The 25909-nt window shown below is 69.3% G+C and carries 21 protein-coding genes; 11 read left to right on the plus strand and 10 right to left on the minus strand.

The window, feature by feature from the left end; translation table 11 throughout:
- Positions 1–386 precede the first annotated feature (386 nt).
- Positions 387–938: a hypothetical protein gene (locus ACR4XJ_RS07795; RefSeq protein ID WP_434754690.1), complete on the plus strand. Its 552-nt coding sequence runs from the start codon at positions 387–389 to the stop codon at positions 936–938.
- Positions 939–1234: 296 nt separating this feature from the next.
- Positions 1235–3427 carry a cation:proton antiporter domain-containing protein gene (locus ACR4XJ_RS07800; RefSeq protein ID WP_434754691.1) on the plus strand — a complete coding sequence of 731 codons (2193 nt, stop codon included), beginning with the start codon at positions 1235–1237 and terminating at the stop codon, positions 3425–3427.
- Positions 3428–3596: 169 nt separating this feature from the next.
- Here the strand turns inward: ACR4XJ_RS07800 and ACR4XJ_RS07805 are convergent, their stop codons facing one another.
- The 3 genes from ACR4XJ_RS07805 to ACR4XJ_RS07815 form a co-directional block, all read right to left on the minus strand.
- On the minus strand, positions 3597–6338 hold the full coding sequence (locus ACR4XJ_RS07805) for a methyl-accepting chemotaxis protein (protein ID WP_434754692.1): 2742 nt from the start codon (positions 6336–6338) through the stop codon (positions 3597–3599).
- A 598-nt stretch (positions 6339–6936) separates the two neighbouring features.
- Positions 6937–8940 carry a molecular chaperone HtpG gene (gene htpG / locus ACR4XJ_RS07810; protein ID WP_434754693.1) on the minus strand — a complete coding sequence of 668 codons (2004 nt, stop codon included), beginning with the start codon at positions 8938–8940 and terminating at the stop codon, positions 6937–6939.
- A gap of 131 nt (positions 8941–9071) precedes the next feature.
- A complete protein-coding gene (locus tag ACR4XJ_RS07815) occupies positions 9072–9548 on the minus strand; it encodes a hypothetical protein (protein ID WP_434754694.1) in 477 nt (158 codons plus the stop codon).
- 199 nt (positions 9549–9747) lie between these two features.
- Between ACR4XJ_RS07815 and ACR4XJ_RS07820 the strand changes: the two genes are divergently transcribed.
- Positions 9748–10164, plus strand: a complete 417-nt coding sequence (locus tag ACR4XJ_RS07820) for a PaaI family thioesterase (RefSeq protein WP_434754695.1) — start codon at positions 9748–9750, stop codon at positions 10162–10164.
- A gap of 155 nt (positions 10165–10319) precedes the next feature.
- Here the strand turns inward: ACR4XJ_RS07820 and ACR4XJ_RS07825 are convergent, their stop codons facing one another.
- On the minus strand, positions 10320–10442 hold the full coding sequence (locus ACR4XJ_RS07825) for a hypothetical protein (RefSeq protein WP_434754696.1): 123 nt from the start codon (positions 10440–10442) through the stop codon (positions 10320–10322).
- On the opposite strand from ACR4XJ_RS07825, the gene ACR4XJ_RS07830 reads away from it, so the two are divergent.
- Positions 10441–12525 carry a methyl-accepting chemotaxis protein gene (locus ACR4XJ_RS07830; protein ID WP_434754697.1) on the plus strand — a complete coding sequence of 695 codons (2085 nt, stop codon included), beginning with the start codon at positions 10441–10443 and terminating at the stop codon, positions 12523–12525. The genes ACR4XJ_RS07825 and ACR4XJ_RS07830 overlap by 2 nt on opposite strands.
- 4 nt (positions 12526–12529) lie before the next feature.
- Here ACR4XJ_RS07830 and ACR4XJ_RS07835 read toward each other — a convergent pair whose 3' ends face one another.
- From ACR4XJ_RS07835 to ACR4XJ_RS07850, 4 genes are all read right to left on the minus strand, one after another.
- On the minus strand, positions 12530–13324 hold the full coding sequence (locus ACR4XJ_RS07835) for a hypothetical protein (protein WP_434754698.1): 795 nt from the start codon (positions 13322–13324) through the stop codon (positions 12530–12532).
- A 61-nt stretch (positions 13325–13385) separates the two neighbouring features.
- The gene (locus ACR4XJ_RS07840; protein ID WP_434754699.1) at positions 13386–14231 is read right to left on the minus strand and encodes a hypothetical protein; all 846 of its coding nucleotides are present in this window, start codon (positions 14229–14231) and stop codon (positions 13386–13388) included.
- Positions 14232–14405: 174 nt separating this feature from the next.
- Positions 14406–14726: a DsrE family protein gene (locus ACR4XJ_RS07845; protein WP_333506788.1), complete on the minus strand. Its 321-nt coding sequence runs from the start codon at positions 14724–14726 to the stop codon at positions 14406–14408.
- Positions 14727–14862: 136 nt separating this feature from the next.
- Positions 14863–15171, minus strand: coding sequence for a TIGR03905 family TSCPD domain-containing protein (locus tag ACR4XJ_RS07850; RefSeq protein ID WP_333506786.1), 309 nt, complete (start codon positions 15169–15171; stop codon positions 14863–14865).
- 347 nt (positions 15172–15518) lie between these two features.
- Between ACR4XJ_RS07850 and ACR4XJ_RS07855 the strand changes: the two genes are divergently transcribed.
- A complete protein-coding gene (locus tag ACR4XJ_RS07855) occupies positions 15519–16745 on the plus strand; it encodes a sodium:calcium antiporter (protein ID WP_434754700.1) in 1227 nt (408 codons plus the stop codon).
- Between the two features lie 95 nt (positions 16746–16840).
- Positions 16841–17623 (plus strand): DUF3298 domain-containing protein, encoded by a 783-nt coding sequence (locus ACR4XJ_RS07860; protein WP_434754701.1) that lies wholly within the window; start codon positions 16841–16843, stop codon positions 17621–17623.
- Between the two features lie 100 nt (positions 17624–17723).
- Here the strand turns inward: ACR4XJ_RS07860 and ACR4XJ_RS07865 are convergent, their stop codons facing one another.
- A complete protein-coding gene (locus ACR4XJ_RS07865; protein ID WP_434754702.1) occupies positions 17724–18356 on the minus strand; it encodes a hypothetical protein in 633 nt (210 codons plus the stop codon).
- A gap of 55 nt (positions 18357–18411) precedes the next feature.
- Complete coding sequence (locus ACR4XJ_RS07870) at positions 18412–20091, minus strand: hypothetical protein (protein ID WP_434754703.1); 1680 nt, start codon at positions 20089–20091, stop codon at positions 18412–18414.
- Between the two features lie 505 nt (positions 20092–20596).
- On the opposite strand from ACR4XJ_RS07870, the gene ACR4XJ_RS07875 reads away from it, so the two are divergent.
- From ACR4XJ_RS07875 to ACR4XJ_RS07895, 5 genes are all read left to right on the plus strand, one after another.
- Positions 20597–20995, plus strand: a complete 399-nt coding sequence (locus ACR4XJ_RS07875) for a PA2779 family protein (protein WP_434754704.1) — start codon at positions 20597–20599, stop codon at positions 20993–20995.
- Between the two features lie 74 nt (positions 20996–21069).
- Positions 21070–21774 (plus strand): C39 family peptidase, encoded by a 705-nt coding sequence (locus tag ACR4XJ_RS07880; protein WP_434754705.1) that lies wholly within the window; start codon positions 21070–21072, stop codon positions 21772–21774.
- A 23-nt stretch (positions 21775–21797) separates the two neighbouring features.
- On the plus strand, positions 21798–22343 hold the full coding sequence (locus tag ACR4XJ_RS07885; protein ID WP_434754706.1) for a tetratricopeptide repeat protein: 546 nt from the start codon (positions 21798–21800) through the stop codon (positions 22341–22343).
- Positions 22344–22557: 214 nt separating this feature from the next.
- The gene (locus tag ACR4XJ_RS07890) at positions 22558–24543 is read left to right on the plus strand and encodes a cache domain-containing protein (protein WP_434754707.1); all 1986 of its coding nucleotides are present in this window, start codon (positions 22558–22560) and stop codon (positions 24541–24543) included.
- 83 nt (positions 24544–24626) lie between these two features.
- On the plus strand, positions 24627–25718 hold the full coding sequence (locus ACR4XJ_RS07895) for a substrate-binding periplasmic protein (RefSeq protein ID WP_434754708.1): 1092 nt from the start codon (positions 24627–24629) through the stop codon (positions 25716–25718).
- Positions 25719–25909 lie beyond the last annotated feature (191 nt).

The following is a 25909-nucleotide window of genomic DNA, read 5'->3' on the forward strand; positions in this document are numbered from 1 at the left end:
GCGACCCCGCCCTGTGCCTCCATCGGAACCTGCCCGTTCATCACGATGAAGGCAACGCCCCCCGGCAGACGGCCATGCCGCGCCTGGGGGAGGCCGGAAAGCCCCCCGACGGAACGCGGTACGCGGCATGCATCCATGTACGGAGTGCCGGGCCGGGCGAAGCCGGGGTGGACCGGAAGGGATGCGGGTGGCGGAAGGTGTTCGGGCACGGCGTCGGCGCGATGCGCGAGAGCGGCGCGGGGCACAGGCGGCGCGCCGTCCCACGGGACGGCGGACGGGCCCACCCCACATGCGATCTCACGGAGGGATCGCACGGCATCCGGGCGGCCGCACCGGATGCAGCCGGAAACCGAGAGGGCGCATCGGCAACGAAATGGAGTTGGATCATGAACGTTACCCTTACCATCACCGGCAGAAGCTGCGACCTGGCCTTGCACCCTGTCTCGCCGCGCACGGCGCTGGCCATCCGCGCCAAGGGGCGCAAGATCTACGCCGAGAAGTACATGGACTTCTGGCGGCGCGGCAACACCCGCAATTTCGGCATGCGCATCGAAGCCGACACCCAGGTGCAGCTCTTCATCGACGGCGCGGAACAGACCTTCGACATGGGCGCGCTGCTCGGCAACGTCTCCACCAGCATGAGCAACCTGTACCTTGACAGCAAGGCCAAGTACCTCGCGGTGATGGGCTTTGCCGAAGAGGTGTGCAGCTACACCTGGACCTGGAAGAACGTGGAAGCCTTCGATGCCGTCCGCTTCATGACCTGCATCACCGACTTCGGCCCGGTGCTGGGCAGCACCATGCGCGCCATCGACGAAGTGCGCTACGACACCCTGTGTGCCGACGACTTCGCATGGGGCAACCCCGGCGGCTTCAGCCTCATCGATCCGGTGGTGCTGGACCTCGACCAGCTTCGCCGCGTGGCCCGCGCCGCCTAGCGCGCAGCGCGCCACCGCCGCCCACGGGCGCACAGTGACCATCAGGGGGGAGCCGCAGGCTCCCCCTTTTTACGTGCGGCAGGCACGCATCGGCGGCCCGGCACTGTATTGCCCGGTACATGCGGGAAACAGCGTGTTTCAGGGCGGCAATGCGCGCGGCCGGGCTTGCAAGGCGCATCCCGGACATGCCACTATGAGCACCCGGCCGAGCGCGGCCCCGTCGTGCGCAGGCCGCCCGGCACGGCGCGCATCAGACCCCCGGCGGCCGGAACATCCCGCATTGCACGGAAGGTACGATGGAACTGCCCCTGCTCAAGGAATTCGTGGTCATCTTCGGCCTTTCGGTGGCCGTCATCTACCTTTGCCACTACGTGAAGGTGCCCGCCATCGTCGGCTTTCTGCTGACCGGCGTGGTGGCCGGGCCGCACGGCCTGGGGCTGGTCAAGGCCGCGCACGAGGTCGAGATCATGGCCGAGGTGGGCGTGGTGCTGCTGCTGTTCACCATCGGGCTGGAACTTTCGCTGGGCGAACTGATGCGGCTGCGCAAGCCGGTGTTCCTGGGGGGGCTGGCGCAGGTGGCGCTGACCATCCTCGCCTTCGCGGGCGGGGCGGAACTGCTGGGGCTGCCCCACGGCACGGCGGCGTTCATCGGCTTTCTGGCCGCGCTGTCGTCCACGGCCATCGTGCTCAAGCTGTTGCAGGAGCGCGCCCAGATGGACAGCCCGCACGGGCGCATTTCGTTGTCCATCCTGATCTTCCAGGACCTGGTCATCGTGCCCATGATGCTGCTGGTGCCGTTCCTGGCGGGCAAGGGCGGCGAGACCGGGCCGTCGCTGTTGTTCACCATGGCCAAGGGGGCGGGCATCATCCTTCTGGTGTTCCTGCTCTCGCGCAAGATGGTGCCCGCGCTGCTGTACCGCATCGTGCGCACCCGCAACCGCGAGGTGTTCCTGGTCTCCACGCTGGGTTTCTGCCTAGCCATCGCCCTGCTTACCTCGTCCATGGGGCTTTCGCTGTCGCTGGGCGCGTTTCTGGCCGGGCTGATCATGGCCGAATCGGAGTACAGCCACAGCGCGCTGGAGGGCATCATGCCCTTCCGGGACGTGTTCACCAGCATGTTCTTCATTTCCGTCGGGATGTTGCTGGACTTCAACTTCGTGCTCGACCACCTGCCGCTGGTGATAGGCGTGACCCTTTCCGTGCTGGCCGTGAAGTGCCTGCTGGGCGGCGGGGCCACCCTGATGCTGGGCTATCCGCTGCGGCCCGCGCTGATGGTGGGCCTGGCCCTGTGTCAGGTGGGGGAATTCTCGTTCGTGCTGGCCAAGGCGGGCGTGAGGTTCGAACTGTTCGACCGCGACCAGTATCAGCTGTTCCTGGCCGCCAGCATCATGACCATGGCGCTCACGCCGTTTCTCATCGCCGGAGCGCCGCGCATGGCCGACGCCGCCGTGCGGCTGCTGCCGGCCGGAGCCCGGCTGGCCCGGCGCATGGAGGATGCGGCGGCCGAAGAGGCGGGCGGCGCGCACTGCGCCGTTGACCTGACCAACCATCTGATCATCGTGGGCTTCGGCATCGGGGGGCGGCACCTGGCCCGGGCGGCCAAGGCGGCGGGCATCGACTATACCGTCCTGGAAATGAATCCCGACACGGTGCGCACCTTTGCCGCCAAGGGCGAGCCCATCGCCTACGGCGACGCCTCGCACATCGCCGTATTGCAGAGCGCGGGGGCGCGCGCGGCGCGGGTGCTGGCCATCGTCATCTCCGACCCGGCCGCCGTGCGCAGCATCACCGACACGGCCCGCAAGCTGAACCCTTCGCTGCACATCGTGGTGCGCACCCGGTTCATCAGCGAGATAGCGGCCCTGCGCGACCTGGGGGCCAATGACGTGATCCCCGAGGAGTTCGAGACCTCGGTGGAAATCTTCACCCGGGTCATGAGCCGCTACCTTGTGCCGCGCGCCGAGATAGAGCGCTTTGTCGAGGAAGTGCGCACCGAAAGCTACGACATGCTGCGCCAGGTGGACATCCGCACCGAGCCGCTGGCCGCCCTGTCCACCTATTTCACCGACTTCGACCTCAGCGCCATGACCGTGGATGCGGGGTGCATGCTGGACGGCATGACCCTGCAACAGGCCGACCTGCGCCGCCTGCACGGGCTGACCCTGGTGGCGGTGAAGCGCGGCGAGGACGTGCTGCCCAACCCCGACGGCACCCTGCGGCTGATAGCGGGCGACGTGGCCTACGTGTTCGGCCCGCACGCGGACATCGCGGCCAAGGCCGGGCTGTTCGCGGCTCGGCGGCGGGCATGGGACACGGGAAATGACGCAAACGGCTCCGGCCTGGAGGCCACGCTGGCCGATGGTTCCGCCCCGGCTACGAACCCGATGGAAGGTGCGGCAGACAGCGGGGCAGACGGTGGGGCCGCCGCTTCGGGTGGAGATGCCGTTGCCGCTGCGGGCGAGGCCACTCCCGGCGACAAGGCCCGATAGTCCTCTGCATCCACTGCGCCTGCCCCCATCGAATAGCGCAGGTCAGGCGCCATTCCTGAACATTACAGCCCCCGCGAAGTGGTCCTTCGCGGGGGCTGTTGTTTTGCAGAGCAGGGTGGAAAGGCAGGGCGCAGGCGGGGCCGCAACGGGCAAGAAGGCTCGTTGGCGTCTATCCCTCGCGCAGGGCGGAGATAAGCCGTTGCAATTCCTCGGCCTGTGCGGCCAGATCGGAAATGGCGGCCTCGGCCCGCTCCATGCCGTCGGCGGTGCGGGCGGCCACCTGATTCACCTCGCCCACGGCGCGGCCCACCTGCTCGCTGGCGGCGGACTGCTGCTCGGCTGCGGTGGCAATGGACCCCACCCGGTCGGCGGTGCCGGTGACGATGGTCACGATGCGGTCCAGCGTATCGCCCGATTCGCGCGCCAGCCCCACCGATTCGCGCACCGCCTCGCCCGCCTGGCGCGCGCCGTCGATGGACCGCGCCGCCCCGTCCTGAATGGCCCGGATGGCGTTGCCCACCTCATGGGTGGCCTGCATGGTTTTTTCGGCCAGCTTGCGCACCTCGTCGGCCACCACGGCAAAGCCCCGCCCGGCGTCACCGGCGCGCGCCGCCTCGATGGCCGCGTTCAGCGCCAGCAGGTTGGTCTGGTCGGCAATGTCGCTGATGACGCCCAGCACGTTGCCCACCGCGTCGGTGCGTTGGCCAAGGTCGCCCATGAACGATTCCAGTTCCTCGGTGCGGCCCCGGATGGCGCCGATGGCGTCCACCAGCCGCGTCACCGACCCGGCCCCTTCGGTGGCGCGGGTGCGCGCCTCTGCCGCGCTGTCGGCGGCTTCCGACGCGTTGCGGGCCACGTCGGCGGAGGCGGCGTTCATCTCGTCCATGGCGGCGGCGGTTTCGGTGGCGCGGGCCGACTGCATGCGCGCGCCATTGGCAGCATCCTCCACCTGGGTGGCCAGCACCCCGGCGGACGCCGCCACCTCTCGCGCAATGCCCACGGCCTGTGCGGCAACGGCGGCGATCTTCTCGTTCTTGGCGCGGATGTTCGCCTCCTGCCGCCGGATGGTGGTCAGGTCGAAGTACAGGGTGAAGGCCCCGGTCTGGTTGTTGTCCAGGTCGAACACCGGGTTGGCGTTCACCTGCAGGATATGCTCGCCGCCGTCGCCGGCCACGGTCATTTCGCCTTCCACGCGGGTGCGGGTTTCCAGCGCCTCGTCCGAGCGGGTGCGGCGGTTTGCGTCGCCAAAGAAGAATTCGCCCACCCGCTGGCCGTGGTAGTCGGCGGGCTTGCCCGGTTTGCCCGCAAGGTCCAGCAGGATCTGCCCCACGAAGGTGATGCGGCCCGCGTTGTCCAGGGTCATGCACGGGAAGGTGCGCGAAATGGCGTCCAGAATGCCCTGCGCAAAGCCCAGACGGTCCTTGAGCCGGGCGACCATGTTGCGGATGGAGCCGCGCAGGGCGTCCAGTTCCGCCGGGAAGCTGCCGTCGATGGCCGCGTTGAAGTCGCCCCTGGCCACGGACTCTGCATAGGCCCCAAGACGGTCTATGGGGGTCATGATGCGGGCCACGATGCGGAAGGTCACGGCGCAGGCGGCGGCCAGGAACACCCCCAGCGCGATGACGGCGGCCCCGGCCATGCGGGTGCCGGTGGCGGAGGTCATGCGCTCCACCTCAGCACTGGCGGCCAGCGCCTCGGCCGATTCCATCTGGGCCACCAGCGCCCAGCGGGTGCCCAGCACCTGCACCGGCTGCCATGCGGCCAGCACGGCACGGCCGCGCGGGTCAGTGGTCAGGGCCTGCCCGGTATTGCCCTCCAGCGCGGCGCGCACGGCATCGGTGTTCACCCTGTCGCGCAGCACGTCCAGTTCATCGGGCGAACTGCGCAACGAGGTGCGCAGCAGCCCGTCCGGCCCTACCAGATAGGTTTCGCCGGTCTTGCCAAGGCCGAACGCCTCGAACCGCCCGCCGGACAGCATCAGGCTGTTCAGCTTGGCGGCGGGCAGGCTGAAGGCCAGCACTGCAACGTACTTGCCGCCCTTGCCGCCATCGAACACCGGCGTGGCCAGGAAGGCGCGCGGGGCGTTGCCTGCAGGTTCGTACGGGGCAAAGTCGCTGTGGGCCACCTCGCCCGCGCGGCCCGCCTTGCCCGATGCGTCCGCGGCCCGGAACACGGCGGCAAGGCCGGTCTTTGCGAAGGGGCCGTCGGTGATGCGCCGGGCGAAATCAAGGTTCTTGCGCACCGAATAGAGCACCCGCCCGGTATCCGGGGCCAGCAGCAGCACGTCGGCATAGCCGAAACGCTCGGCAAAGTCGCGGAAGGCGGGGTGGAATTTCAGGTGGTTGTCCACGTAGCCGCAGACAAGGTCCGCCGGTTCGTCCAGCTTATGGCGCTCTCCGGGGGCTGCGGGGTTGCGGCGGATGTAGTGTTCCCACAGCAGTTGGGCGTTGGGATCGGCGGGTACGTAGTCGGCGGCGGGGCGCGGGGCATAGCCGGGCGCGGCGGCGGCGTGGCGGGAAAAGGCGTTCCAGCCCAGAAAGGCGGGACCGGCCACGGCCTCGGTCAGGGCCGGGCGCAGGGCGGCCAGCGCGTCCTGCGGGGTTTCCGATTCGTGGCGCACCAGATCCACGTCGTAGGCAAAGGCAAGGCTGGCGTCGATGGCCGTGCGGTCACCGGCGTACACGGCAAGCTGGTCGGCCACTAGTTCCATCAGGTCGGCCACCTGGGCCGACTTCACGCCGCGCAGGGTGGCCAGTTGGCCCTGAGCCCGTTCCTGCAGGGCGGCGGCGCTGGTGCGTCCCACCTCGTGCATGCCGCCCGCGCCCACCCACCACAGGGTGGCCGCGATGCCGAAGCCGCTTGCCGCCAATACTGAAAGAAACCCCAGAAGCAATTGCCGTTTGAGGGTCATGACCGTACCTTGCTCCCTTACCGTCATACCTGACGCTGGACAGTGAGACAGGCCCCGGATGCAGGCATGGTGACCCTTGTCCGGCGACCGCGCGCGGTTCCCCATCGATCCGGCGCGGCGGCTGGCGCAGCACCGCCGGGTTGCGGCCCCTTGCGCCACGTACGCCCGGCGGTGCCGGGCGTACGGAGCGGGCGGCGCGGTGTGTTCGTCCTGAAGTCCGGGGTGCCGCCCACAGGAGCACCGTTCCCATTTTTGGGGGTGATGTCAAAGCAGGAAAGGGGTGGCGTAATGCGAATATTGTCAAATACGGCGAACGGGAGTGACGGAAAGTTGTAAAACAGCCGGAAGTGGCGGGCTGTTGGATGCCGAACGGGGAGCAGCACCGCAAGGTGCGCGACACCGGGTTCATGGCGGCGTCGCGCGTGGGGCGCGCGGGATGTGTGGGGCGCGGGGACATGCCGCGGCCTTCGCGGAGGGACTTCGCTGGACAGGCGTGTGGCGGCAGGGGCAACACGAAGGGCGGGCAGGCTTTCGCCCACCCGCCCGGAGCGTGTGCATGCAGGAATCTGGCGGCGTAACGCAGCGCGGCGTTCCGGCCTTACAGCTTCTTCACTTCGGCGTACCAGCCGCCCGCCTGTTCCAGCAGGCCGTACAGGCGGCCCACCAGCGCGTGCGGGTCGGCCAGGTAGCCTTCCAGCAGCAGGCTGGCCTCGAACAGTTGCAGGGTGGCGCTTTCCACCATGGGGTCCGCCGGGTCCGCCTTGTGGATGCGCAGCAGGTTGCGCAGGATGGGGTGGTCGCGGTTCACTTCCAGTACCTTCTTGGGGATGGACTCGTCGCGCTGCATGACCTTGAGCAGCTTTTCCATGGACGAGGTCACCGTGCCATCGGGGCTGACCAGGCAGGCCGGGCTGTCGGACAGGCGGTGTGACACGCGCACCTCGGTCACCTTGTCGCCCAGCAATTCCTTCATGCGGGCCAGCAGCGCGTCGAAGGCGGCGGCGTCGGATTCGGCCAGCGGTTCCGCCTCCTTGCGGTCCTCCACGGTGGGGAAGGCGTCCAGGGTGGCCGCGTCGGCGTGCTCCACGGCCTTGAGGGCGAAGTCCTTGTAGCTGCCCAGCGCGTCCATGACGAATTCGTCGATGGGCTCGTACAGGAACAGCACTTCCAGTCCCTTCTTGCGGAAGATTTCCAGGTGCGGGTTCAGCCGCGCGGCCTCGCGGTTGGGCGCGGAAATGTACCAGATGTCCTTCTGGCCCTCGCGGGCGCGGCCGATGTAGTCGTCCAGCGAGGACAGCCCCCTGGCGTCGTCGTGGTGCGAGGTGTTGCAGCGCAGCAGGCCCGCGAACTTCTCGCGGTTGGCCCAGTCGGTGTGCCCCAGCTTGAACACCTTGCCGTGGCTGCGCCAGAATTCCGCGTACTTGTCCGCATCCGCGGCGGCCAGCTTTTCCAGGTGGCCGAGCACCTGCTTCGTCACCGTCTGGTCGATCTTGCGGATGACCACGTTCTCCTGCAACGTCTCGCGCGAGATGTTCAGGGGCAGGTCTTCCGTATCCACCACGCCCTTCACGAAGCCGAGGTATTCCGGCAGCAGGTCCTTGTTCTCGCGCTGGATGAGCACCCGGCGCACGTACAGGTCGAGCCCCCAGCGGTCGCGGCCCATGCCGAACAGCTCCTGCCCGTGCGGCGGCACGAACAGCAGCGCGGTGAACTGCACCGGGGCGTCCACGGAAACGTGGATGGTCTCCAGGGGGGCGGCGGCATCGAAGGTGAGGTACTTGTAGAAGTCTTCGTACTGCTGCGGGGTGACGGAGAACTTGGGTTCGCGCCACAGGGCCGGGGTGGTGTTCACCCGGTCGCCCTCGACCATGATGGGGAAGGGCAGGAAGTTTGAGTGCTTGCGCACTATGGATTCCAGACGGTGGCGTTCCAGGAATTCCGAGGCGTCGTCCTTGATGTGCGCCTCGATGACCGTGCCGCGCGCCGGGGCGCTGGTCCCGTTTTCGCCATCCGCCTCGGCCACGCTGAACGAGCCGGAACCGTCCGATTCCCAGACGTGGGCGGGCGCGCCGGGCTGGCACGAGCGTGAGGTGACGCGCACCTTGTCCGCCACCATGAACACCGAATAGAAGCCCACGCCGAAGCGGCCGATGATGGATGCGGCGTCCTGCGGCGCGGCGGAAGCGGCGGACGCGGCCTCGCCGTCGGCGGCGCTGTCGTTAGTGGCGGCGTCGGGCCGGGGGGCGCCGTTCAGGCCCTGCCCGATCCCATGTTCGGCCATGAACCGTTCCGAGCCGGAACGGGCGATGGTGCCCAGGTTGTCGATGAGTTCCTGCCGGGTCATGCCCACGCCCGTGTCGGCGATGCGCAGGACGCGCGCGTCCTTGTCCACGGTGATGGCGATGTCCAGCGGCAGGTCGGGCGCGGCCACGGTGTCGCCCCGGCTCTGGAAGAAGCGCAGCTTGTCCAGGGCGTCGGACGCGTTGGAGACCAGTTCGCGCAGGAAAATCTCGCGGTTGGTGTACAGCGAGTGGGTGATGATGTGCAGCAGCTTCTGCACCTCGGTGCGGAATTCGTGGGTCTCGTGCGCGGCGGCGGTCATGGTCTCCTCCTGTGAAGGCGTGATCTGGTGAACGGAAGGGGCACGGCGCGCGTGCCCGGATGTTGTGCAATTGTTCCGTGCCGTTGCGGCCGGAAAATTTCCCTGTGCAGATAGTGCCGGAGCGGCGCGTGTCAAGACGGCGCGCCACTCCCCGAGGCGGACTGCGCCGCCGGGGCGTCCAGCTTGAAGCGCACGCGCAGCACGCCGTTCTCGAAGTCGTGCGAGATGATCCGGAACGTGCCCACTTCCGCCGTGTTCCGTACATGGACGCCGCTGCACGGGCAGGCGTCGAACCCGCCCACGCGCACGATGCGCAGGGTGTCGCCCGCCTCGTCCGGCAGGCGGCCCAGGTCGAAGCGGGCGGCCGCCTCGGCGCGGTCCATGTCCACGGCGGTGACCGGAAGGTTGCCGGACAGCACGCGGTTCACTTCGGCCTCGATGGCGCGGGCCTCCGCGTCGTCCAGTTGGTGGTCGAAGTGGTAGTCGCACTTGGATTTTTTCGGGTTGACGTGGGCGCTGAAGCAGCGTCCGCACCCGTAGCGGGCCACCATCACGCCGTTCAGGACGTGTTCGGCGGTGTGCATGCGGGGGGCTTCGTCCTTGCTCATGGCTGCCTCCGGGGTATTGTGGCTGGCTGGCGTTCGCGCGGGTGGCGTTCGGGCCGGGCATGGGGTAGGTGTGTGGCGTGCTTGCGGCGGCGGTGGCAGCCGCTCCCGCAACGGTACGTTCCCCCAACGGTAGGTTCCCCCCAGCGGTACATTCCCATGGACCGGCCGCCGCGCCGGGCAAGGATACAGGAGAGGGTGCATGGATTTCAAGGCGCTGGCCGACCTGGTGGAGAACGGGCTGCCGTTCCAGAAGCTGCTGGGCATCAAGGTGGCGGAGATGGAAGCGGGCCGGGTGAAGCTGTACATTCCCTATCGCCAGGAACTTGTGGGCGATACGCGGCGGCCCGCCCTGCACGGCGGGGTCATCTCGTCGCTGGCCGACGTGTGCGCGGGGTTCGCGGTGTGGACCAAATGCCGCATCGAGGACCGCATCGCCACCATCGACCTGGTCATCGACTACCTGCGGCCCGCCTCGGCCAGCGACCTGTACGCCGAGGCCACGGTGAAGCTGCTGGGGAACCGGGTGGGCAACGCGCAGGTGGCCATCTGGTCCGCCGACCGGCCGGACAGACACGTGGCCGAGGGGCGGGGGGTGTACAACATCAGAAGGGGATAACGGCGCTTTCGCCTGCCCGCCCGGCCCGGCCGGGCCTGGCTGGACAACAGGCCGGATTTTGAATAACAGCAAGTATTGAGCCATGTTGTAATTGTTTTCGTGTAGCGCTTGGCGGTATTTCCCAATCTGCTTTCCGTTCCGGGGGGAACGGCAAGTCACCGCGCCGTCCATGGACGGCGCGCCTGTCCCGTTTTCTGAACGTCTGTGCCATACCAAAGGATTGTCATGCGTTCATTTTTTGCGTCATTGCCGATGCGGATGAAGATATTCGTCATCATGCTGCTTCCGCTTGTGGCGTTACTGGCGTTTTCCGGCGCGCACGTCATGGGCAAGCGCGCCATCGTGGTCGAAATGCAGAATGTGGCGAGTCTTGCCGCCCTTTCCGTGGCCATCGGCGACGCCGTCCATGAACTTCAGAAGGAGCGTGGCCTGTCGTCGGGGTTCGTCGCCAGCCGGGGCGAACGGTTCGGCCCGGAACTGGCCGCCCAGCGGCGCGGTTCGGACGATCCGCTGGACAAGCTGCGCGCGCGGCTTGGCGCGTTCCCGGCGGGGAACTTTCTTCCGGAGGTAAGAACCGCCCTCGGCAAGGTGGAGGGCGAACTCGGCGGCATCGTCGGGATGCGCCGCGAAGTGGACTCGCTGTCCCAGAAGCCGGCCGGGATCATCGCGTCGTACTCCGCGACCATAGGCGTGCTGCTGGAGGTGAACGCCGTCATTTCGCGCGCCAGCACCGAACCGCGCGTTCTCGGACGCATCGTGGCCTACGATGCGCTGTTGTGGGCCAAGGAGTACGCGGGGCGCGAACGGGCCACGCTCAACGGCGTGTTCGCGCAGGGAACGCTTTCGGGCGACCTGTACCGCGCGTGGCTGGCGGTGCTTGCCGCGCAGAACGAGCGGCTTGCCTCGTTCAGGGCGCTTGCCGGTCCGGAAGACGCCGCCCTGCTCGAAACCAGGCTGACCGGCCCCGCCGTGGCCGAGGTGGCCCGGATGCGGGAACTGGTCATGCCCAGGACCCCGGGCGAGCCGTCCGGCGGCGATGCCGCCGAGTGGTTCAAGGCGTCCACGGCGCGCATAGATCTTTTGCGTCAGGTAGAGGTGGGGCTGGCCGATTCCCTCATGCAGCTCACGAACCGTCTCGGCCGGGACGCGCGGACGGACATGTTCGTCTACGCCGGGGTGTCCGGCATGGCCCTGGCCGCCACGCTGGCCGTGGGTCTGCTGGTCTTCGTCTCCATCAACACGCCCTTGCGCCGGGCCGTGGCCTTTGCCGAAGCCGTGGGCAAGGGCAATCTGGACCACCCCCTGGATGTGCGGCAGACGGATGAGATAGGCACGCTGTGCAGCGCCATGGGGAACATGGTCGGAAACCTGAAGCTCAAGATCGCGGAAGCGCAGACGCAGACGCAGCTTGCGGCCCAGGAGACGGAACACGCGCGCAGGGCGCAGGCCGAAGCGGACGAGGCGCGGGCCGAGGCGGAGCGCGCACGCCGGAACGGCATGTTGCAGGCGTCGGTGCGCATGGAAGACATGGTGCGCAAGCTCACCGGCACCTCGGAGGGCATCGCGGCCCAGGTGGTGCAGTCCAGCAAGGGCGCCCAGGCGCAGAAGGACCGCGTTACCGGAACGGCGCTGGCCATGGAGCAGACCAACGACTCCGTCATGGATGTGGCCCGCAGCGCCGGACGGGCTTCGGAAATATCGCACGACGCCCGGCAACTGGCCAGCGACGGCGCCGCCGTGGTCCGCCGCATGGTGGGCATGGTGGGCGAAGTGCGCACGCAGGCGTTGCAGCTCAAGGACGATATGGAAATCCTCGGCTCCAACGCCGCCAACATCGGGCAGGTGCTGGGGGTCATCAACGATATCGCGGACCAGACGAACCTGCTGGCGCTGAACGCGGCCATCGAGGCCGCCCGCGCGGGCGACGCGGGGCGCGGCTTTGCCGTGGTCGCCGACGAGGTGCGCAAGCTGGCGGAAAAGACCATGTCCGCCACGAAGGAAGTGGCCGAGGCCGTGCTGGGCATACAGAAGGCCACGCGGACCAATGCCGAAAGCGTTTCGCAGACCGTGGGCAGCATAGAGAACGCCACGAACATGGCCGAGGAATCGGTGCGGTCGCTGGAGCGGATCGTGGACATGGTGGCGCACACCAGCGACCAGATCCGGTCCATTGCCGCCGCCGCGGAGCAGCAATCCGCCGCAAGCCGCGAGATCAGCGGTTCCCTGGCGGACATCAACGCCATCGCCAACGAAACCGCCAGGGGGATGGAGCATTCGGCTTCGGCCGTGGAGGAGCTTGCGTCGCTCGCAAGGTCGCTGCAACAGCTGGTGGCCGAGATGGCTGCGGAGGGGCGGGCCTAGAGGGCTACTTCGAGAGGGGCTGTTCCTGCACGCGCGGGCCGCCCGCGCCGGGCGCGCCCGCCGGGGCCGGGGCGTTGGGCGGCGCCACGATCTGCTGGCCCGGCTGCGATTCCACGAAGTTGGAGGGCGCCCTGTCGGTGCTGCGGTCGGGGTCGAAGCCCAGCGCCTTGGTGCGCGCTTTGCCCACCAGCACGGTGCATTCGTTGTTGGCGCAGTCGCGGATGGCCAGCAGGGTGGGCTTCAGCACGCCCGTGGGGGCCACGTTTTCCACCGCCATGTAGTATTCGCGCGGGCCGGTGCCGAACAGCGGGGTGACCGTGCAGGTCACCAGCCAGTCGTTGACGCCGTCGCCGTTCCAGTCGGTGATGGCCGTGAGCGACACGGAAATCACGTCCATGCCCTGGCCCAGGGCAAACCCCACCCTGCCGATGCGCACGTTGTCGTCGGGCGCTGTGGAATCCGCGAAGGTCTCGCCCGCAAGGCCGTTGCGCGCCTCTGCCGAGCGGAAGCGCGTGGACAGGCGGTGGTACAGTTCCTCGCCGTACGAGGCGGGGCGGTATTCGCGGTTGTCGCGGATGGCCGCCTCCATGTAGTTGCCCTCGGCGTCCAGGATGTTGCGGCGCACCATCTCGTCGCGCAGGTAGATGGCGTAGTTGCGGAACGAGTCGGGCCGCACCACCTCCACCGGTTGCAGGGCGCAGCCCGAAGCAAGGGCCAGCAACAGCAGCAGCGGGGCAAGGGCGGCAAGGCCGCGCGGGGCGGCGGAACGCTGGGCGGCATGGGAGCGGGTGCGGTGCATGGCGAATGGTGCCCGGCGGGCGTTTTGGGGTGTCCGGCGCGGCCTGCGCCGCGCCTTCCGGTTATTTCTTCAGGATAGCCTTGATGGCGGCCTCGTCGGCGGCCTTGCGCGCCGCCTCCTGCGAGGCGGGCAGCACCTGCTCGCACAGCAGCCTGTCGAGGAAGGCGCGCGCCTCTTCGCCGGTGCGGGTGACCGGCTGGCCGATGCCCCGGTATTCGTCCACCGACAGCAGCCGGGCCTGCAACAGCCCCTTGGGCGCGGGGTCTTCCACCACCAGCCAGTAGCCCAGGTAGAAGCCCTCGTCGTGCGGGGTCTTCTGGGTGAGCAGCGCCAACCAGTCGCGCACGCCGTTGGAGTTCCAGTCCAGGGTGGCGAAGACCACCAGCGTGTTCACGAGGTCGGGCGAGAAGACGTTGAGCGAAGTGCGGTCCAGCGCGCTGACGGTCCACTGCCTGGGCGAGGCGAAGGTGCGCCGCGAATCGTCGGTGAAGCCGGGCAGCAGCGAGGGGAACGAGCGCAGGTTCAGGCGCAGGGCCAGTTCCAGGCCGTAGGATTCCGGCTGGTAGTCCTGCGGAACGATGTCGCCGGAAGGCTCGGCCCGGCCGTCGGGCAGCACCACGAGGCCCGCGCGCTGCGCGGCGTCGGGGTGATGCTGGACGAAGGACGCCAGCAGGAAGCGGTCCAGCACCTGCACCGGCACGGGGCCGGGGTAGATGCGTTCGGGCTGGGGGCTGGCGTAGGGCTGGGCGCCGTCGTCGGTGATGCGCGGCGCGCAGGCGGCCAGCAGCAGGACGGCCAGCAGGCCGAGCAGGCCCGGTGCCAGCGGGGCGCGGAAACGGCGCGGGGCGGCGGGTCTTGCGGGGCGCACGGTGCAATGGGCGGGCCGGGCCGGGGTGCGGACGGGCATGGAATCCTCCGGATATGGCCGCTCCGGGCGGCCGCACCCGCGTCTTATGACCGCCCCGTGCGGCTGTCAACGGGCATTTCCGCGCGGCGCTGGCGGGCCGCATGGCGGAGCCCCGAAGGAGCCGCGAAAGGAACGGGGGCCAAGGCGGCTGGCCGCCCCGGCCCCCCGTCGGCGTCAGAAGTTCAGCACCCTGTCCGCCTTGAGCATCTCGTCGTACAGGAACTGCTGGTTGCCGCGGGCCACCGTGTCGTCAGCATCCACGCCGTGGATGTCCTGGCACTTGCCTCAGGCGGCCAGCACGCCCTCGCTGAGGGCGAACAGCCGGGCCTGTTCGCGGATGGGGAACGAGGGACCGTCGCCCGCGGCGTAGTTTGCCGCCGGGCCGTTGAGGAAGATGGTCACGTCCTCGCCCTTTTCGAGCAGGAAGTTGCCGAAGCGGAAGGTGTTCCAGCGGATTTCCGGGTCCGCGCTGGAGAGGATGATCAGTATTTGCATTGTCAATGCTCCGCCTGTTGATTGATAGATAAAATCTATCATAGGCGGAGCATGGCATTGATGCAAGCTGTGGAATGGCGAGGTGCCTGGTGGGAGGGGGGGACAACGGGCGGGGAGGGAGCCGCCGCCCGTGCGCCTAGCCGAAGGGGTTCAGCGGCTTCAGGCCGAAGCCCACGGCCTGCATCGGGGCGGCCAGCGGGCGGCCGTCCAGCAGGTCGGCCAGGGCCTTGGCCAACTGGTCGGGGCAGGAGGTGGATTTGTTGCCGCAGGTGATGCCGATCAGTTTGTCGATGGCGTCCTGCACCGGCATGCCGTCCAGCAGGCGGCCGAGGGCTTCAAGATTGCCGGGGCAGCCCCCGGCAAAGCGCACGTCGTGCAGCATGCCGTCGCGCACGTCGAACTGGATCTGCTTGCTGCACACACCGCTGGGAACATGAACATGCATGGCGAAACTCCGTTTGCCGGTTTGGCTCGGGGCCAGACATAGGCCCGGCGCGCCGCGCTGTAAAGGGGTGCGCGGGGAGGGCGCGGCCCGCATGGCGGCCGCATGGGTACAAGCCACGGAGGGGATTGACGGGCGGGTCGACGCTGTGTATGTTCAGGCGCAGTAAGGGGAGTAGCCAGCAAGGGCAACGTCAACAGCATGGCGCAAGCGCCTGGCGTTGCCGTTGGGACGGACCCGCAAACCGGACCAATTGGCGAGACCTTCACGGCAGTGATGCCGGGGGTCTCGCCTTTTTGTATTCGACCTCCGGAAAATCAAAAAAGCTCAATCTATCCGAGAGGTTGCACGTGAAGAACGCGTTCCGAGACTGGTACCCCTTTCTGCTGGCCGTGCTGGCCACGCTGCCGGGCCTTGCCATGCGGGCCCTGCACCCGGAAATCAGCCCGCTGGTCATGGCGGGAGTGACCGGCGGCGCCATCCTGGCCGCATCGTTCATGCTGATGTGGGCCTGCGAGGTGGCGCAGCTGGACATTCCCCAGACCTTGGCCCTGGCGGTGGTGGCGCTCATCGCCGTGCTGCCCGAGTACGCCGTGGACATGTACTTCACGTGGATGGCCGGGCAGTACCCCGAAAGCGAGTACGCGCACTACGCCATCGCCAACATGACCGGGGCCAACCGCCTGCTCATCGGCGTGGGCTGGAGCGCCATCGTGCTGGTGTGCTGGATGCGCTACCGCCGCACGGTGGAGGTGGAGAACGAGCGCCGCACCGACCTGCTCTTCCTGGCCATGGCCACGGCGTACGCGTTCTTCATTCCCATCAAGGGTTCGCTGGCGTGGTACGACGGCGTGATCCTGGTCTCGATGTACGGGTGGTACATCTGGATCGTCTCGCGCAGGCCCTGCACCGAGTTCGAGGCCGAAGGCCCGGCCGAGAAGCTGGCCCGGCTGTCCAAGGACCGCCGCCGCCTGGCGACCTTTTCGCTGTTCCTGTATGCCGCCGTGGTCATCCTGGCGGATGCGGAACTGTTCAGCGAAAGCCTGGTGGCCTCGGGCAAGGTGCTGGGCATCAACGAATTCCTGCTGGTGCAGTGGCTTGCGCCCATCGCCTCGGAAGCGCCCGAGTTCATCGTGTCGCTGATGTTCGCCATGCGGGGGCATGCCAGCATCGCGCTGGGCAGCCTGATCTCGTCCAAGCTGAACCAGTGGACCCTGCTGGTGGGCATGATTCCCGGCGTGTACGCGGTGTCGTCCGGCTCGGTGAATCCGCCCATTCCCATGGATTCGCACCAGATGAACGAAATCCTGCTGACGGCGGCGCAGTCGCTGTTCGCCATCTGCCTGCTGCTGCGCATGCGCATCGGCATGCCGGGGGCCATGGCGCTGTTCGGCCTGTTCCTGATCCAGTTCCTGTCGCCGTTCATCCAGGCCCCGGTGGAAGCGGCCATGGGCCTGCCCCACGTGCCCGACCGGCTGCACATCTGGTTCAGCCTGATCTACGTGGCGCTGGCCTCCGGCCTGTTGTTGCTGCGTCCGCGCAGCTTCCTGGACCTGCGCTACGGCCTCCGCGTGTAGCGTGCGCGCCGCCGGAGCGGTATCGGAAATGACATGATCCCCCTGCCGCCCGTCGCGCCCTTGGCGCGGCGGGCGGCCCGTGTTAGGGAGGAACCATGAGTGACGGCAAACGATGTGCTGTGGTTGAGGGATGGCGTGCCGTTCCGGCACGTGTGCTGCTGACGGCCGCACTGCTGGCTGCGCTGCTGTGTGCCGCGCCCGCGGGCGCGGCCGAGCCCGGCGCGCCGCGCGACGACGAGGCTTCCATCACCCTGCGCGAGGACGATTTCGACATCGACGTGCGCTATCCCCGCCTTGGGCAGGCCGCCGTGGACGACGACCTGGCCCGCTGGGCCGCGCACGTCGTGGCCGCGTTCCGGCAGGGGCTGGCCGAGCCCGAGGGCGGAGCCCAGCCCGCCACCGGCACGCCCGACCCCAACGTGCACCGCTTCGTCAACGAACTGAAGGTGACCTACGCGGTGACCCGCGCCTCGGCACGGGCGGCCACGGTCACCTTCAGCATCTGGACGTACACCGGCGGCGCGCACGGCAACCTGGACATCATCACCCTGAGCTACGACATGGCCACGGGAGCGCGTCTGGCCCTGGAGGACATGTTCGCGGATACCGGGGGCGCGCTGGCCCTGCTGGCCTCGTACTGTTACGACGCGCTGGTCGAGACGCTTGGCGAAGACCGGGCCGAGGACATGCTGCGCGGCGGCACCAGCCCGGACGCGGACAACTACGCGAGTCTCGCGCTGACGCCGGAAGGGGTGCGGGTGCATTTTCCCCCGTATCAGGTTGCGCCGTGGTCGGCCGGGCCGCAGCAGGTGGACGTGCCCCTGACGGCGTTGCTCGACGCCGGGCCGAGGCTGGATATCTGGGGTGTCACCCGGTAGGCGGGAAGAGCGAGAGAAGGAAGGAAAGGAATCAAGGGCCGGAACGCGTCATGCGTTCCGGCCCTTTGCACGTCATGGCTTCGGCATCCGGCCGGGAGCTTCAGCAATCCGTCAGATAGGGCGGACCGGCCAGACCGGGCAGGCCCGCCACGTCGGCGCGGGTGCACAGGGTGAGCACCGCGTCGCAGACGCGGGCGCCGCCGGGCCGGGCCAGCACCGCGCCGCCGGGAACCACCGCCGCGCGGCGGAAGCCCAGCCGCGTCACGAAGGCCAGCGCGTGGCGATACGGCGCGGGGGTGAGTCCCACCAGGGTGTCCAGCAGGTACGGGGCCGGTCGGCCGGGGGATGGAGAAGGCCCCCCTGCGTCCGGGCACGCGGGCGCGGTGAGCAGGAAGCGCACCACCGTGCGTCCGATCTCATCCGCGCGGGGCAGCCCGGCCCGCAGCACGCAGAAGTGGATGCGCGCCGCGCGGCCGCAAAAGCCGTCCAGCCAGCACAGGGCCAGCGGGGCGTCCGCCGCCTGCACCAGGTAGCACCATGCCCGCCGGGGAGACAGCAGGCCGCGCAGGCCGGCGGCGCTGCGCACGCCGCCGTCGTGGAACACCACCGGAGCCAGCCCTTCCTCGCGCAGGGTGGTCCACAGCCGGTCCAGTTCCGCGTCGGTGACCGGAGCGGGATGGGACGGGTGGCGCGAGCGCAGCACCAGCGGCGGCAGGGGGCGTCCGGCCTGCATGGAGGCTCCGGGCTGCGCCGCCGGGCGGGACCGTGCGGCATGGTGGGATGCGGCGCTAGCCATACAGGGGGTACTCCATGTTCCCCATGCTTCCTATGTCGCCCATGTTCCCAAGGTCACCCATGCCGCCGGACTCCGCGCCATCCGGGGCCGGGAATTCCGCACCCAGGTCCGGGTCCAGAATGCGCGCCAGGCAGTCCAGCATGTCGTCGTGCCGCGACACGGGAAAGGCCAGGTACTCCTCGTCCACGAATTCCCGCGCCAGGTCGCGCCGTTTGCCCTCGGCATCCATGAAGGGCAGGCGGTGGGGCAGCAGCATGCGCCCCTGTTCGAACTCCGGCACCAGCCTGCGGATGCGGTCCTTCTTGGGCATGGGGCCGCCCAGGGGAAGGATGTCGAATCGGTAGTTGCGGCGTTCCTGCTCGGCGCGCACGTGCTCGATGTCCGCCTGCATGCCGTATTTTTCGTAGCCCGTGGCCAGCGGCCGCCACGCCCGGTGCAGGCGGAACAACGCGGCGGCGCGCCCGGTAAGGTTCAGGCGGTCGCGCACCCCGTCCAGCAGGTAGCGGTTGCCGTCCGGGGCCAGGCCCACCACCAGCATCACCGTGTAGTCGCTGCCCTTCTTGCGTTCGCCCGCCGGGTCCACCAGCAGGTAGCGGTTGCAGTGGCCCCATTGGGCAAGGCGGGATGCGGCGGGGGACGCGGGCCGTACCCCAACCGGACCGGCGGAACCGGCGGGACTGGCGGGACTGGCGGGACCGGGCACGTAGCGGCGCAGCCATTCGGCGCGGAAGCCTTGCGCCGTGTCGGCGGCGGGGTTCAGCAGCATCTGGCAGCCGAACACGTAGGGTCCCATCTGGCGGCGCTTTTCGGCCAGCGCCGCCGGGGAGAGCAGCACCGGAGGGCCGTCGGGCGCGCCGTCGGCCGTGGCGGGGTGGATGCGCGGCACGGCCGCCCCGCGCTCGATGATGGCGCGCCAGGTGTCGTTGAAATGGTAGCGGGTGCCGATGTAGCGGCGGCGGCCCGCGCCGTTGCCGCCGCCATCCGGCCCGTTCCCGGCGTCGCCGCCGGTTCCCCCGCTGGCCCCCAGATTGAGCGACAGCGCCCAGCATTCCGTGACCTTGGCGATCATTTCCGGGGTGGTCACCGATTCGCGGGTGACCACGTCGTCGTAGACCAGCAGGCGGAAGTGCTTGCCCGTGGGCTGGCCGTCCACCAGCCCCCATGCCTCCACGGTGGCCTCCTTGGGGTTGCCCCGGCGGCGCACCACGATGCCCTTGTCCAGCGACCACACCGGGGCCTGCCGCCGGGGCGCTGCCCACAGCACGTCGGGGTACAGGCGTTGCAGCAGGTCGTTGTGCTCGAACTCGTGCTTGATCTGGCCCAGGAAGTCCTTGGCCACCGGCCGCGAGTGGGAAAAGACGCCCACCGTGATTTCCGGGTCGTTCAGGATGTCGCGCACGGTCTGGCCGAAGGTGATGATGGTGGATTTGTAGTGTTCGCGCGCCCACAGGTCCAGGTGGCCGTCGGGCGCGGCCTGCACCTCGCGGCAGCGCTCGAACAGCCAGTCGCGGTCCATGTCCGCGCGGCCCATGAGCCGGGTGAGCAGGTAGAACAGGTCGCGGCGGCCCAGTTCCGCCTGCATGGCGGCAAGGGCGGCGGGGCCGCGCCGGGTGGCGTCGGCGGCAAGGTCGGCGTACAGCGCGGCGGCCTGGCGCCGGGTGGTGGCCGTCATGGCGTGAATCCTCCGTGGTGGCGTTGCGTCGGGTGCGGATGCATCCGGACCGAAGGCGGACACCGTACACGGGGGAAAACGGGAGGAAACGACCGCAAGGGGGGCGCAGCGGGGTTGGCGGGGCGTCCGGAGGGGGCCCGGCCATGCTGCCATCATGATGCGATCATGCTACGATCATGACGCAAGCATGCCATGGGCGTGGCGTCAGCCGGGAAACTGCCGGACACCGTGCGCACGCGCACGCATCACCGGACGGGACGGCGCAACCCGGCAATGCCCCGGCAACGCGCAGGCATCGCGCGGCAATCCGGCTTCGTCGTGCCGAGGTCGTGCCCACGTCGTGCCCACGTCATGCCCATGACGATGCGGTGTCTTGTAATCGCCATCCAAGTCTGCTAGGCAAATCTAGAAAAATTCACGAATGCCGTGCGCGCGGCGCACGCCGGACCCGGATCGGTGCGGTTCCGGGGTGCCGGTGACGACGACCCCCAAGAAGGAGGAACACATGTACATGCTTCTGAACTGGCGCGCCCTGCGTCACATCGCCATGGTCATGGTGGCCGTCATGGGCCTGCTCAGCTTCGTGCCCCGCGTGGAGGCCGCCTTCGTTCCCAACGCCGGCGTCATGGCCGGGGAACAGCGCGCCAGCGATCTGACCTCGGTGCAGAAGGCCCTGGAAAACAAGATGGTTTCCGAACGCCTGCAAGCCCTTGGCTACTCCCAGGCCGAAGTGGAGCAGCGCCTGTCCATGCTGTCCGACGCCGAACTGCACGACCTGGCCAAGAAGATCGACAACCTGACCCACGGCGGCGACGGCTTCGGCTTCGTCATCGCCATTCTGGTGGTCATCCTGCTGGTGGTGCTGATCCTGCACTTCGCCGACCGCCGCGTGGTCATCCAGTAGCCGCGCGTCCCGTTTTTCTCCGTCGCGCCGGGCAGCCAGGGGTTGCCCGGCGCGTGGAGGACGCCTTTTCCGCCATGCCCATGCCGTTTCCGCCCTCGCGCCGGGCAGCCCGCCCGGCAGTCTGCCCGGTCCCTGCGCACCGTGCCCTCTCGCGGCCGCCTGTCCGGCTGCCGTGGCTGGCCCGGTCGCTGTGGTTCGTCCGGCCGTGGTCGTGCGTTTTGCTGCTTCTGGCGGCGCTGGCCTGCGCGGGCTGCGTGCGCGGTCCCGGCACCCTGGCGCCGGACCCCGTCCGCCCCGCCGCCGAACGCATCATCCCCGACGTGCCCTTCTTCGCGCAGGAGCAGTACCAGTGCGGCCCCGCCTCGCTGGCCGGGGTGCTGCGTCATATGGGGCTGACCGGCGCGCAGGCCACCCCCGAGGGCATCGCCGAAGCCATCTTCCGCCCCGGCATGCACGGCACCCTGTCGCTGGATCTTGCCCTGCACCCGCGCACCCTGGGCCTTGCCAGCCGCTGGTACGACGGCTCGGTGGCCGACCTGATGGCCGCCGTGGACGCCGGCCGGCCGCGCATCGTCATGGTGGACCACGGCTACGGGCCGGTGAGCACCTATCATTTCATGGTGGTGGTGGGCTACGCGCCCGACGCGGTCATCGTGAATTCGGACCGCACCCCCCTGCAACGGCTGCCGTGGGCATCGTTCCTGCGCACCTGGGACCGCACCGACCGCTGGACGCTGGAAGTCCGGCGGCAGGATGCGGCCCCCGCGCCCGCCCCGTAGCCCGAACCGCCACGGGAGGTTCCATGCCGGACACCACGCCGTCCGCTTCCGTCCTTCTTGCCGCCTCCGGCCGCCATGCGGGCGCACCCGCGCGCTGCTCCGGTTCCGCAGTCGCGCGCGCCGTGTGCCTCGCCGCGCTGTCGTGCCTGCTGCTGGCCGGGTGCGCCGTGCCCCGCATCGGCATCTATCAGGACCCGCTGTCCGGGCCGGAACACCTGGAACTGGGCCGCGCCTACGAGCAGAAGGGCGAGCTGGACCTGGCCCGGCGCGAATACGCCGAGGCCGTGCGCGACGGCCTGCCCCAGGCCCATCTGTACCTGGCCAACGTGCTGTTCCAGAAGGGCGACCTGGACGAGGCGGAAAGCCACTACCGCAGCGCCATCCGCGCCCTGCCCGAGGCGGAATCCGCCCCGGCGCGCAACAACCTGGCCTGGCTGCTGCTGACGCGCGGCCAGCGGCTGGACGAGGCGCGACAGTTGGCGGAGGATGCCGTGCGCCTGGCCGACGACGCCCACCGCGCCAGCTTCGAGGATACCCTGAAGCAGATCGAGGCCGCGCGGAACAGGTAGCCCCGCGCCGACGTTCCCGTTTCCGCATCGGCCCGCCGCGTCCCCCACGGATGCGGCGGGCCGCGCCGTTCTCGCGTCTTTGCGTCAGGGACGCGCCACCCCGCCGCCACGTTCCGGCCGATGGAGCCTGTTTTTTCGCAATGTCGGCGGGCCGGGCTTTTCCGAGCGCGTTTCATCTGGCAAGATGGGGCATCAGGACACTCTTGGAGGATGCATGACGGGTCTGGGCATTCGGGGAAAGCTGCTGGCCAGCTACATGCTGGTGTTCCTCGTGCTGCTTCTGTGCGGTGGCGCCGGTGCGTACATCTATGCCCGGCGGGCCGTGGAGCAGGCCGTGGAGGAGCGGTTGCACGCGGCCACCCAGTCCATCCTGGGCACCGTGCGCGTGGGCGCGGACCTGGCGGTGGGCAACTACCTGCGCGCGGCCTCGGAAAAGGCCCGCGACGTGGTGGCGCTGGAATACGAGCGCCATCGCTCCGGGGCCATCACCGAGGCGCAGGCCAAGGCCAACGCCGCCGCCATCCTGCTGCGCATGAGCATCGGCCGCTCCGGCTACATCTACTGCCTGACCTCCAACGCCACCCTGGCCGTGCATCCTGTGCCCTCGCTGCTGGGGCGCGACCTTTCCGAGTTCGAGTTCGTGCGGGACCAGTCGCGCCTGCACGAAGGGTTCATGCAGTACGAATGGCGCAACCCCGGCGAAACGCACGCCCGGCCCAAGGCGCTGCACATGACCTGGTTCCAGCCGTGGGACTGGATCATCTCCGCCTCCGCCTACCGCGAGGAATTCCGCAACCTGCTGGACGTGACCATGCTGCGCGACGCGGTGCTTTCGCACCGCGTGGGCGAAACCGGCTACGCCTACATCATGACCGGTTCGGGCGAACTGCTGGTGCACCCGGTGATGGAGCCGGGCGACATCGCCGACGCGCGCGACGACACCGGCCGCCGCTTCGTGCGCGAGATGCTGCAGAAGCGTTCCGGCCGCATCGTCTATTCGTGGCGCAACCCCGGCGAGAACGTCTACCGCGAGAAGGTCGTGGTCTACGCCTACCTCGCGGACTACGACTGGATCGTGGCCGCGTCCGGCTATACCGACGAGATATACGCCCCGCTCGACCGCATGCGCCGTCTGGCCGTGCTGTGGCTGCTGGCCGCCACCGGGGTGGTGGCGCTGGCCAGCCTGTACGCCAGCGCGGGCATCACCGGGCCGCTGCGGCGGCTGGCCGACCGGGTGCGCGTGGGGGCCGGGGGCGACCTTTCCGTGCGCGTGGTGCCGGAAACCCACGATGAAATCGGAGACCTCGCCAACTATTTCAACAGGCTGATGGGCAACCTGGAGGGGCACAGCCTGCGCATGGGGCAACTGGTGGAGGCGCGCACGGCGGAACTGACCCGCCTCAACGCCGACTATCTGGGCGAACTGGAGCGCCGGGCCGCCACCGAGGAAGAGGCGCGCACCCGGCTGGCCTTCCTGCGCGCGCTGATGAACGCCATCCCCAACCCCATCTACTACCGCGCCTTCACGGGCCGCTTCGTGGACTGCAACGACAGTTTCGCGCGGATGGTGCTGGGCTGCCCGCGCGAGGACGTGCGCGGCCGCCCGCCGGGCGACTTTCCCGACGTGTACCCGCCGGACGTGGCCGCCGCCGTGCTGCGCGACGACGACGAACTGCGCCAGGTGGGCGGCACCCGCCACGGCGAGCAGACGCTGCGCTGCGCCGACGGCGTGGTGCGCCACTTCGGCACGGTCAGGACCGTGTTCGGCGGCGGCGCGGCGGGCGAGGGGGGCACCATCGGCGTGCTCACCGACCTCACGGCGCGCCGCCGGGCCGAGGAGGCGCGTCGCCTGCTGGAGCAGGCCGTGGAGAATTCCGCCGGGGCCCTGCTGATCCTGGATGGCGAAGGCTCCATCCGCTACGCCAACCCCGCCTTTGCCGCCATCACCGGCTGGCCGCGCGCCGACATGCTGGACCGCCGCCTGGCGGATCTGGGGGCAGGCGGGGGTGCGGGCGGCAACGGGGACGCCGGGTTCGCCGCGCTGCTGGCGGCCCGCGAGCACGGCGAAGCCTGGAGTGGCCGTGCCCGGCTGCGGCGCGGCGACGGCACGGCGTTGGAGGCGGAATGCCGCCTGACCCCCCTGCGCGACGGCGCGGGCGTGGTGACCCACTTCGCGTGCGCCATGAATGTGCCGGAGTGACCGGGGGGACTGGTGGAACCGGCGGCCACGCGCCGCCGGTGGCCATGTTGTCGAGGAGCGGACAGGGACAAAGGAGCAAGGGCGTGCAGCGACATGGATGGAGCACGGCGCGGGCCGGGAACGAAGCGCCCGGCCGGGACCGCATTCCGGTTCGGCCGGTGGCGCGTGTCCTGCCGTGTGTCCTGCCGCGCGGTTGGGCCTGCCTGCTGGCCTGCGTTGCCGCGTGGGTGCTCATGATGGCGCAGGCCATGCCGGTGGCCGCCCAGCCGGACCAGACGCAGCCGGACCAGACGCAGCAGGTCCAGCCCCAGCCGGACCAAATCCAGGCGGAACAGGTCCAGCCGGTCCCCGTCCGGGGCGTACGGCCCGGACCCACGGGGCTCGTCTTCGTGGCCCAGCAGTACCCGCCGTTCAACTACATGGAGCGCACGGACACCGGCGAACAACTGGCCGGTCCCATGCCGGAGATCATCGGCATGGCCTGCCGGCGCATGGGCGTGGGCTGCGCCTTCCGCCTGCTGCCGTGGGCCCGTGCCCAGCAGGAGGTGCGCAACGGCGCGGCCGACGGCATCTTCACCATCGGGCACGTGCCGGAGCGCGAAACGTGGCTGCATTTCTGCCCGCCGCTGGTGCGGGCGGAATACGGCTTCTTCGTGCGCATGGAGAACCCGTTGCGCTACGTGACCCCCCGCGACGTGGCGGGCTACCGGGTGGGCGTCTACGGCCCCTCGCTGACGGCGGACATCCTGAACCAGCTGGCCCGGCAGGTGCCCATGACCGTGGACGCCGCGCCGGACAACGATTCCGGGTTCCTCAAGCTGGCCCAGGGGCGCATCGACGCGGTGTTTTCCAACAGGGAAAACGGCCTCGCCATCATCGCCCAGTTGCGCATCGCCAACCTGCGCTATGCGGGCTGGCACAACCGGCTCGACTACACCATCGCGTTTTCGCGCCATGCCGCGCCGGAGGCGGTGGCCGCCTTCGAGGCGGCGCTGCGCGACCTGCACCGGGAAGGGGAGCTGCAACGCTGCCTTGCCCGGTACGGGTTGCAGTCCGCCTATCCCGAGGCGGACGGCGACCGGAGGCGCGGCAGGCCCCAGGGCGGGATGTCGCCCGCTTTCGTCCCGATGGCGGATTTCGCGGGTGACCCGGCGTCCGGCATGCTGACCGACTGATCCGCGTAACCGGCACGGAGATCCCCCGGCGGGGGGACCCTCCATTGTCCGGTTGCGTGCCCGGCACGGCATGCGCTATGCATTGCCGGTTCCCGAAAGCGGCAATTCCGACGCCTCCCGCAAGGGGCCTTCCGTTCGCGGAAGGGACCCCGGGCGGCCCGGCGTGCCCCGTTCCGGCCATGACCGGTTTT

It is taken from the genome of Nitratidesulfovibrio sp. D1 (genome assembly GCF_051133415.1).
Classification (GTDB): domain Bacteria; phylum Desulfobacterota; class Desulfovibrionia; order Desulfovibrionales; family Desulfovibrionaceae; genus Cupidesulfovibrio.

What these genes read in the sequence shown, in the direction of transcription:
- ACR4XJ_RS07795 (WP_434754690.1), top strand. Translation starts at nt 387, where the DNA reads ATGAACGTTACCCTTACCATCACCGGCAGAAGCTGCGACCTGGCCTTG.
- ACR4XJ_RS07800 (WP_434754691.1), top strand. Translation starts at nt 1,235, where the DNA reads ATGGAACTGCCCCTGCTCAAGGAATTCGTGGTCATCTTCGGCCTTTCG.
- ACR4XJ_RS07805 (WP_434754692.1), bottom strand. Translation starts at nt 6,338, where the DNA reads ATGACCCTCAAACGGCAATTGCTTCTGGGGTTTCTTTCAGTATTGGCG.
- htpG (WP_434754693.1), bottom strand. Translation starts at nt 8,940, where the DNA reads ATGACCGCCGCCGCGCACGAGACCCACGAATTCCGCACCGAGGTGCAG.
- ACR4XJ_RS07815 (WP_434754694.1), bottom strand. Translation starts at nt 9,548, where the DNA reads ATGAGCAAGGACGAAGCCCCCCGCATGCACACCGCCGAACACGTCCTG.
- ACR4XJ_RS07820 (WP_434754695.1), top strand. Translation starts at nt 9,748, where the DNA reads ATGGATTTCAAGGCGCTGGCCGACCTGGTGGAGAACGGGCTGCCGTTC.
- ACR4XJ_RS07830 (WP_434754697.1), top strand. Translation starts at nt 10,441, where the DNA reads ATGCTGCTTCCGCTTGTGGCGTTACTGGCGTTTTCCGGCGCGCACGTC.
- ACR4XJ_RS07825 (WP_434754696.1), bottom strand. Translation starts at nt 10,442, where the DNA reads ATGATGACGAATATCTTCATCCGCATCGGCAATGACGCAAAAAATGAA.
- ACR4XJ_RS07835 (WP_434754698.1), bottom strand. Translation starts at nt 13,324, where the DNA reads ATGCACCGCACCCGCTCCCATGCCGCCCAGCGTTCCGCCGCCCCGCGC.
- ACR4XJ_RS07840 (WP_434754699.1), bottom strand. Translation starts at nt 14,231, where the DNA reads ATGCCCGTCCGCACCCCGGCCCGGCCCGCCCATTGCACCGTGCGCCCC.
- ACR4XJ_RS07850 (WP_333506786.1), bottom strand. Translation starts at nt 15,171, where the DNA reads ATGCATGTTCATGTTCCCAGCGGTGTGTGCAGCAAGCAGATCCAGTTC.
- ACR4XJ_RS07860 (WP_434754701.1), top strand. Translation starts at nt 16,841, where the DNA reads ATGAGTGACGGCAAACGATGTGCTGTGGTTGAGGGATGGCGTGCCGTT.
- ACR4XJ_RS07865 (WP_434754702.1), bottom strand. Translation starts at nt 18,356, where the DNA reads ATGCAGGCCGGACGCCCCCTGCCGCCGCTGGTGCTGCGCTCGCGCCAC.
- ACR4XJ_RS07870 (WP_434754703.1), bottom strand. Translation starts at nt 20,091, where the DNA reads ATGACGGCCACCACCCGGCGCCAGGCCGCCGCGCTGTACGCCGACCTT.
- ACR4XJ_RS07875 (WP_434754704.1), top strand. Translation starts at nt 20,597, where the DNA reads ATGTACATGCTTCTGAACTGGCGCGCCCTGCGTCACATCGCCATGGTC.
- ACR4XJ_RS07880 (WP_434754705.1), top strand. Translation starts at nt 21,070, where the DNA reads ATGCCCATGCCGTTTCCGCCCTCGCGCCGGGCAGCCCGCCCGGCAGTC.
- ACR4XJ_RS07885 (WP_434754706.1), top strand. Translation starts at nt 21,798, where the DNA reads ATGCCGGACACCACGCCGTCCGCTTCCGTCCTTCTTGCCGCCTCCGGC.
- ACR4XJ_RS07890 (WP_434754707.1), top strand. Translation starts at nt 22,558, where the DNA reads ATGACGGGTCTGGGCATTCGGGGAAAGCTGCTGGCCAGCTACATGCTG.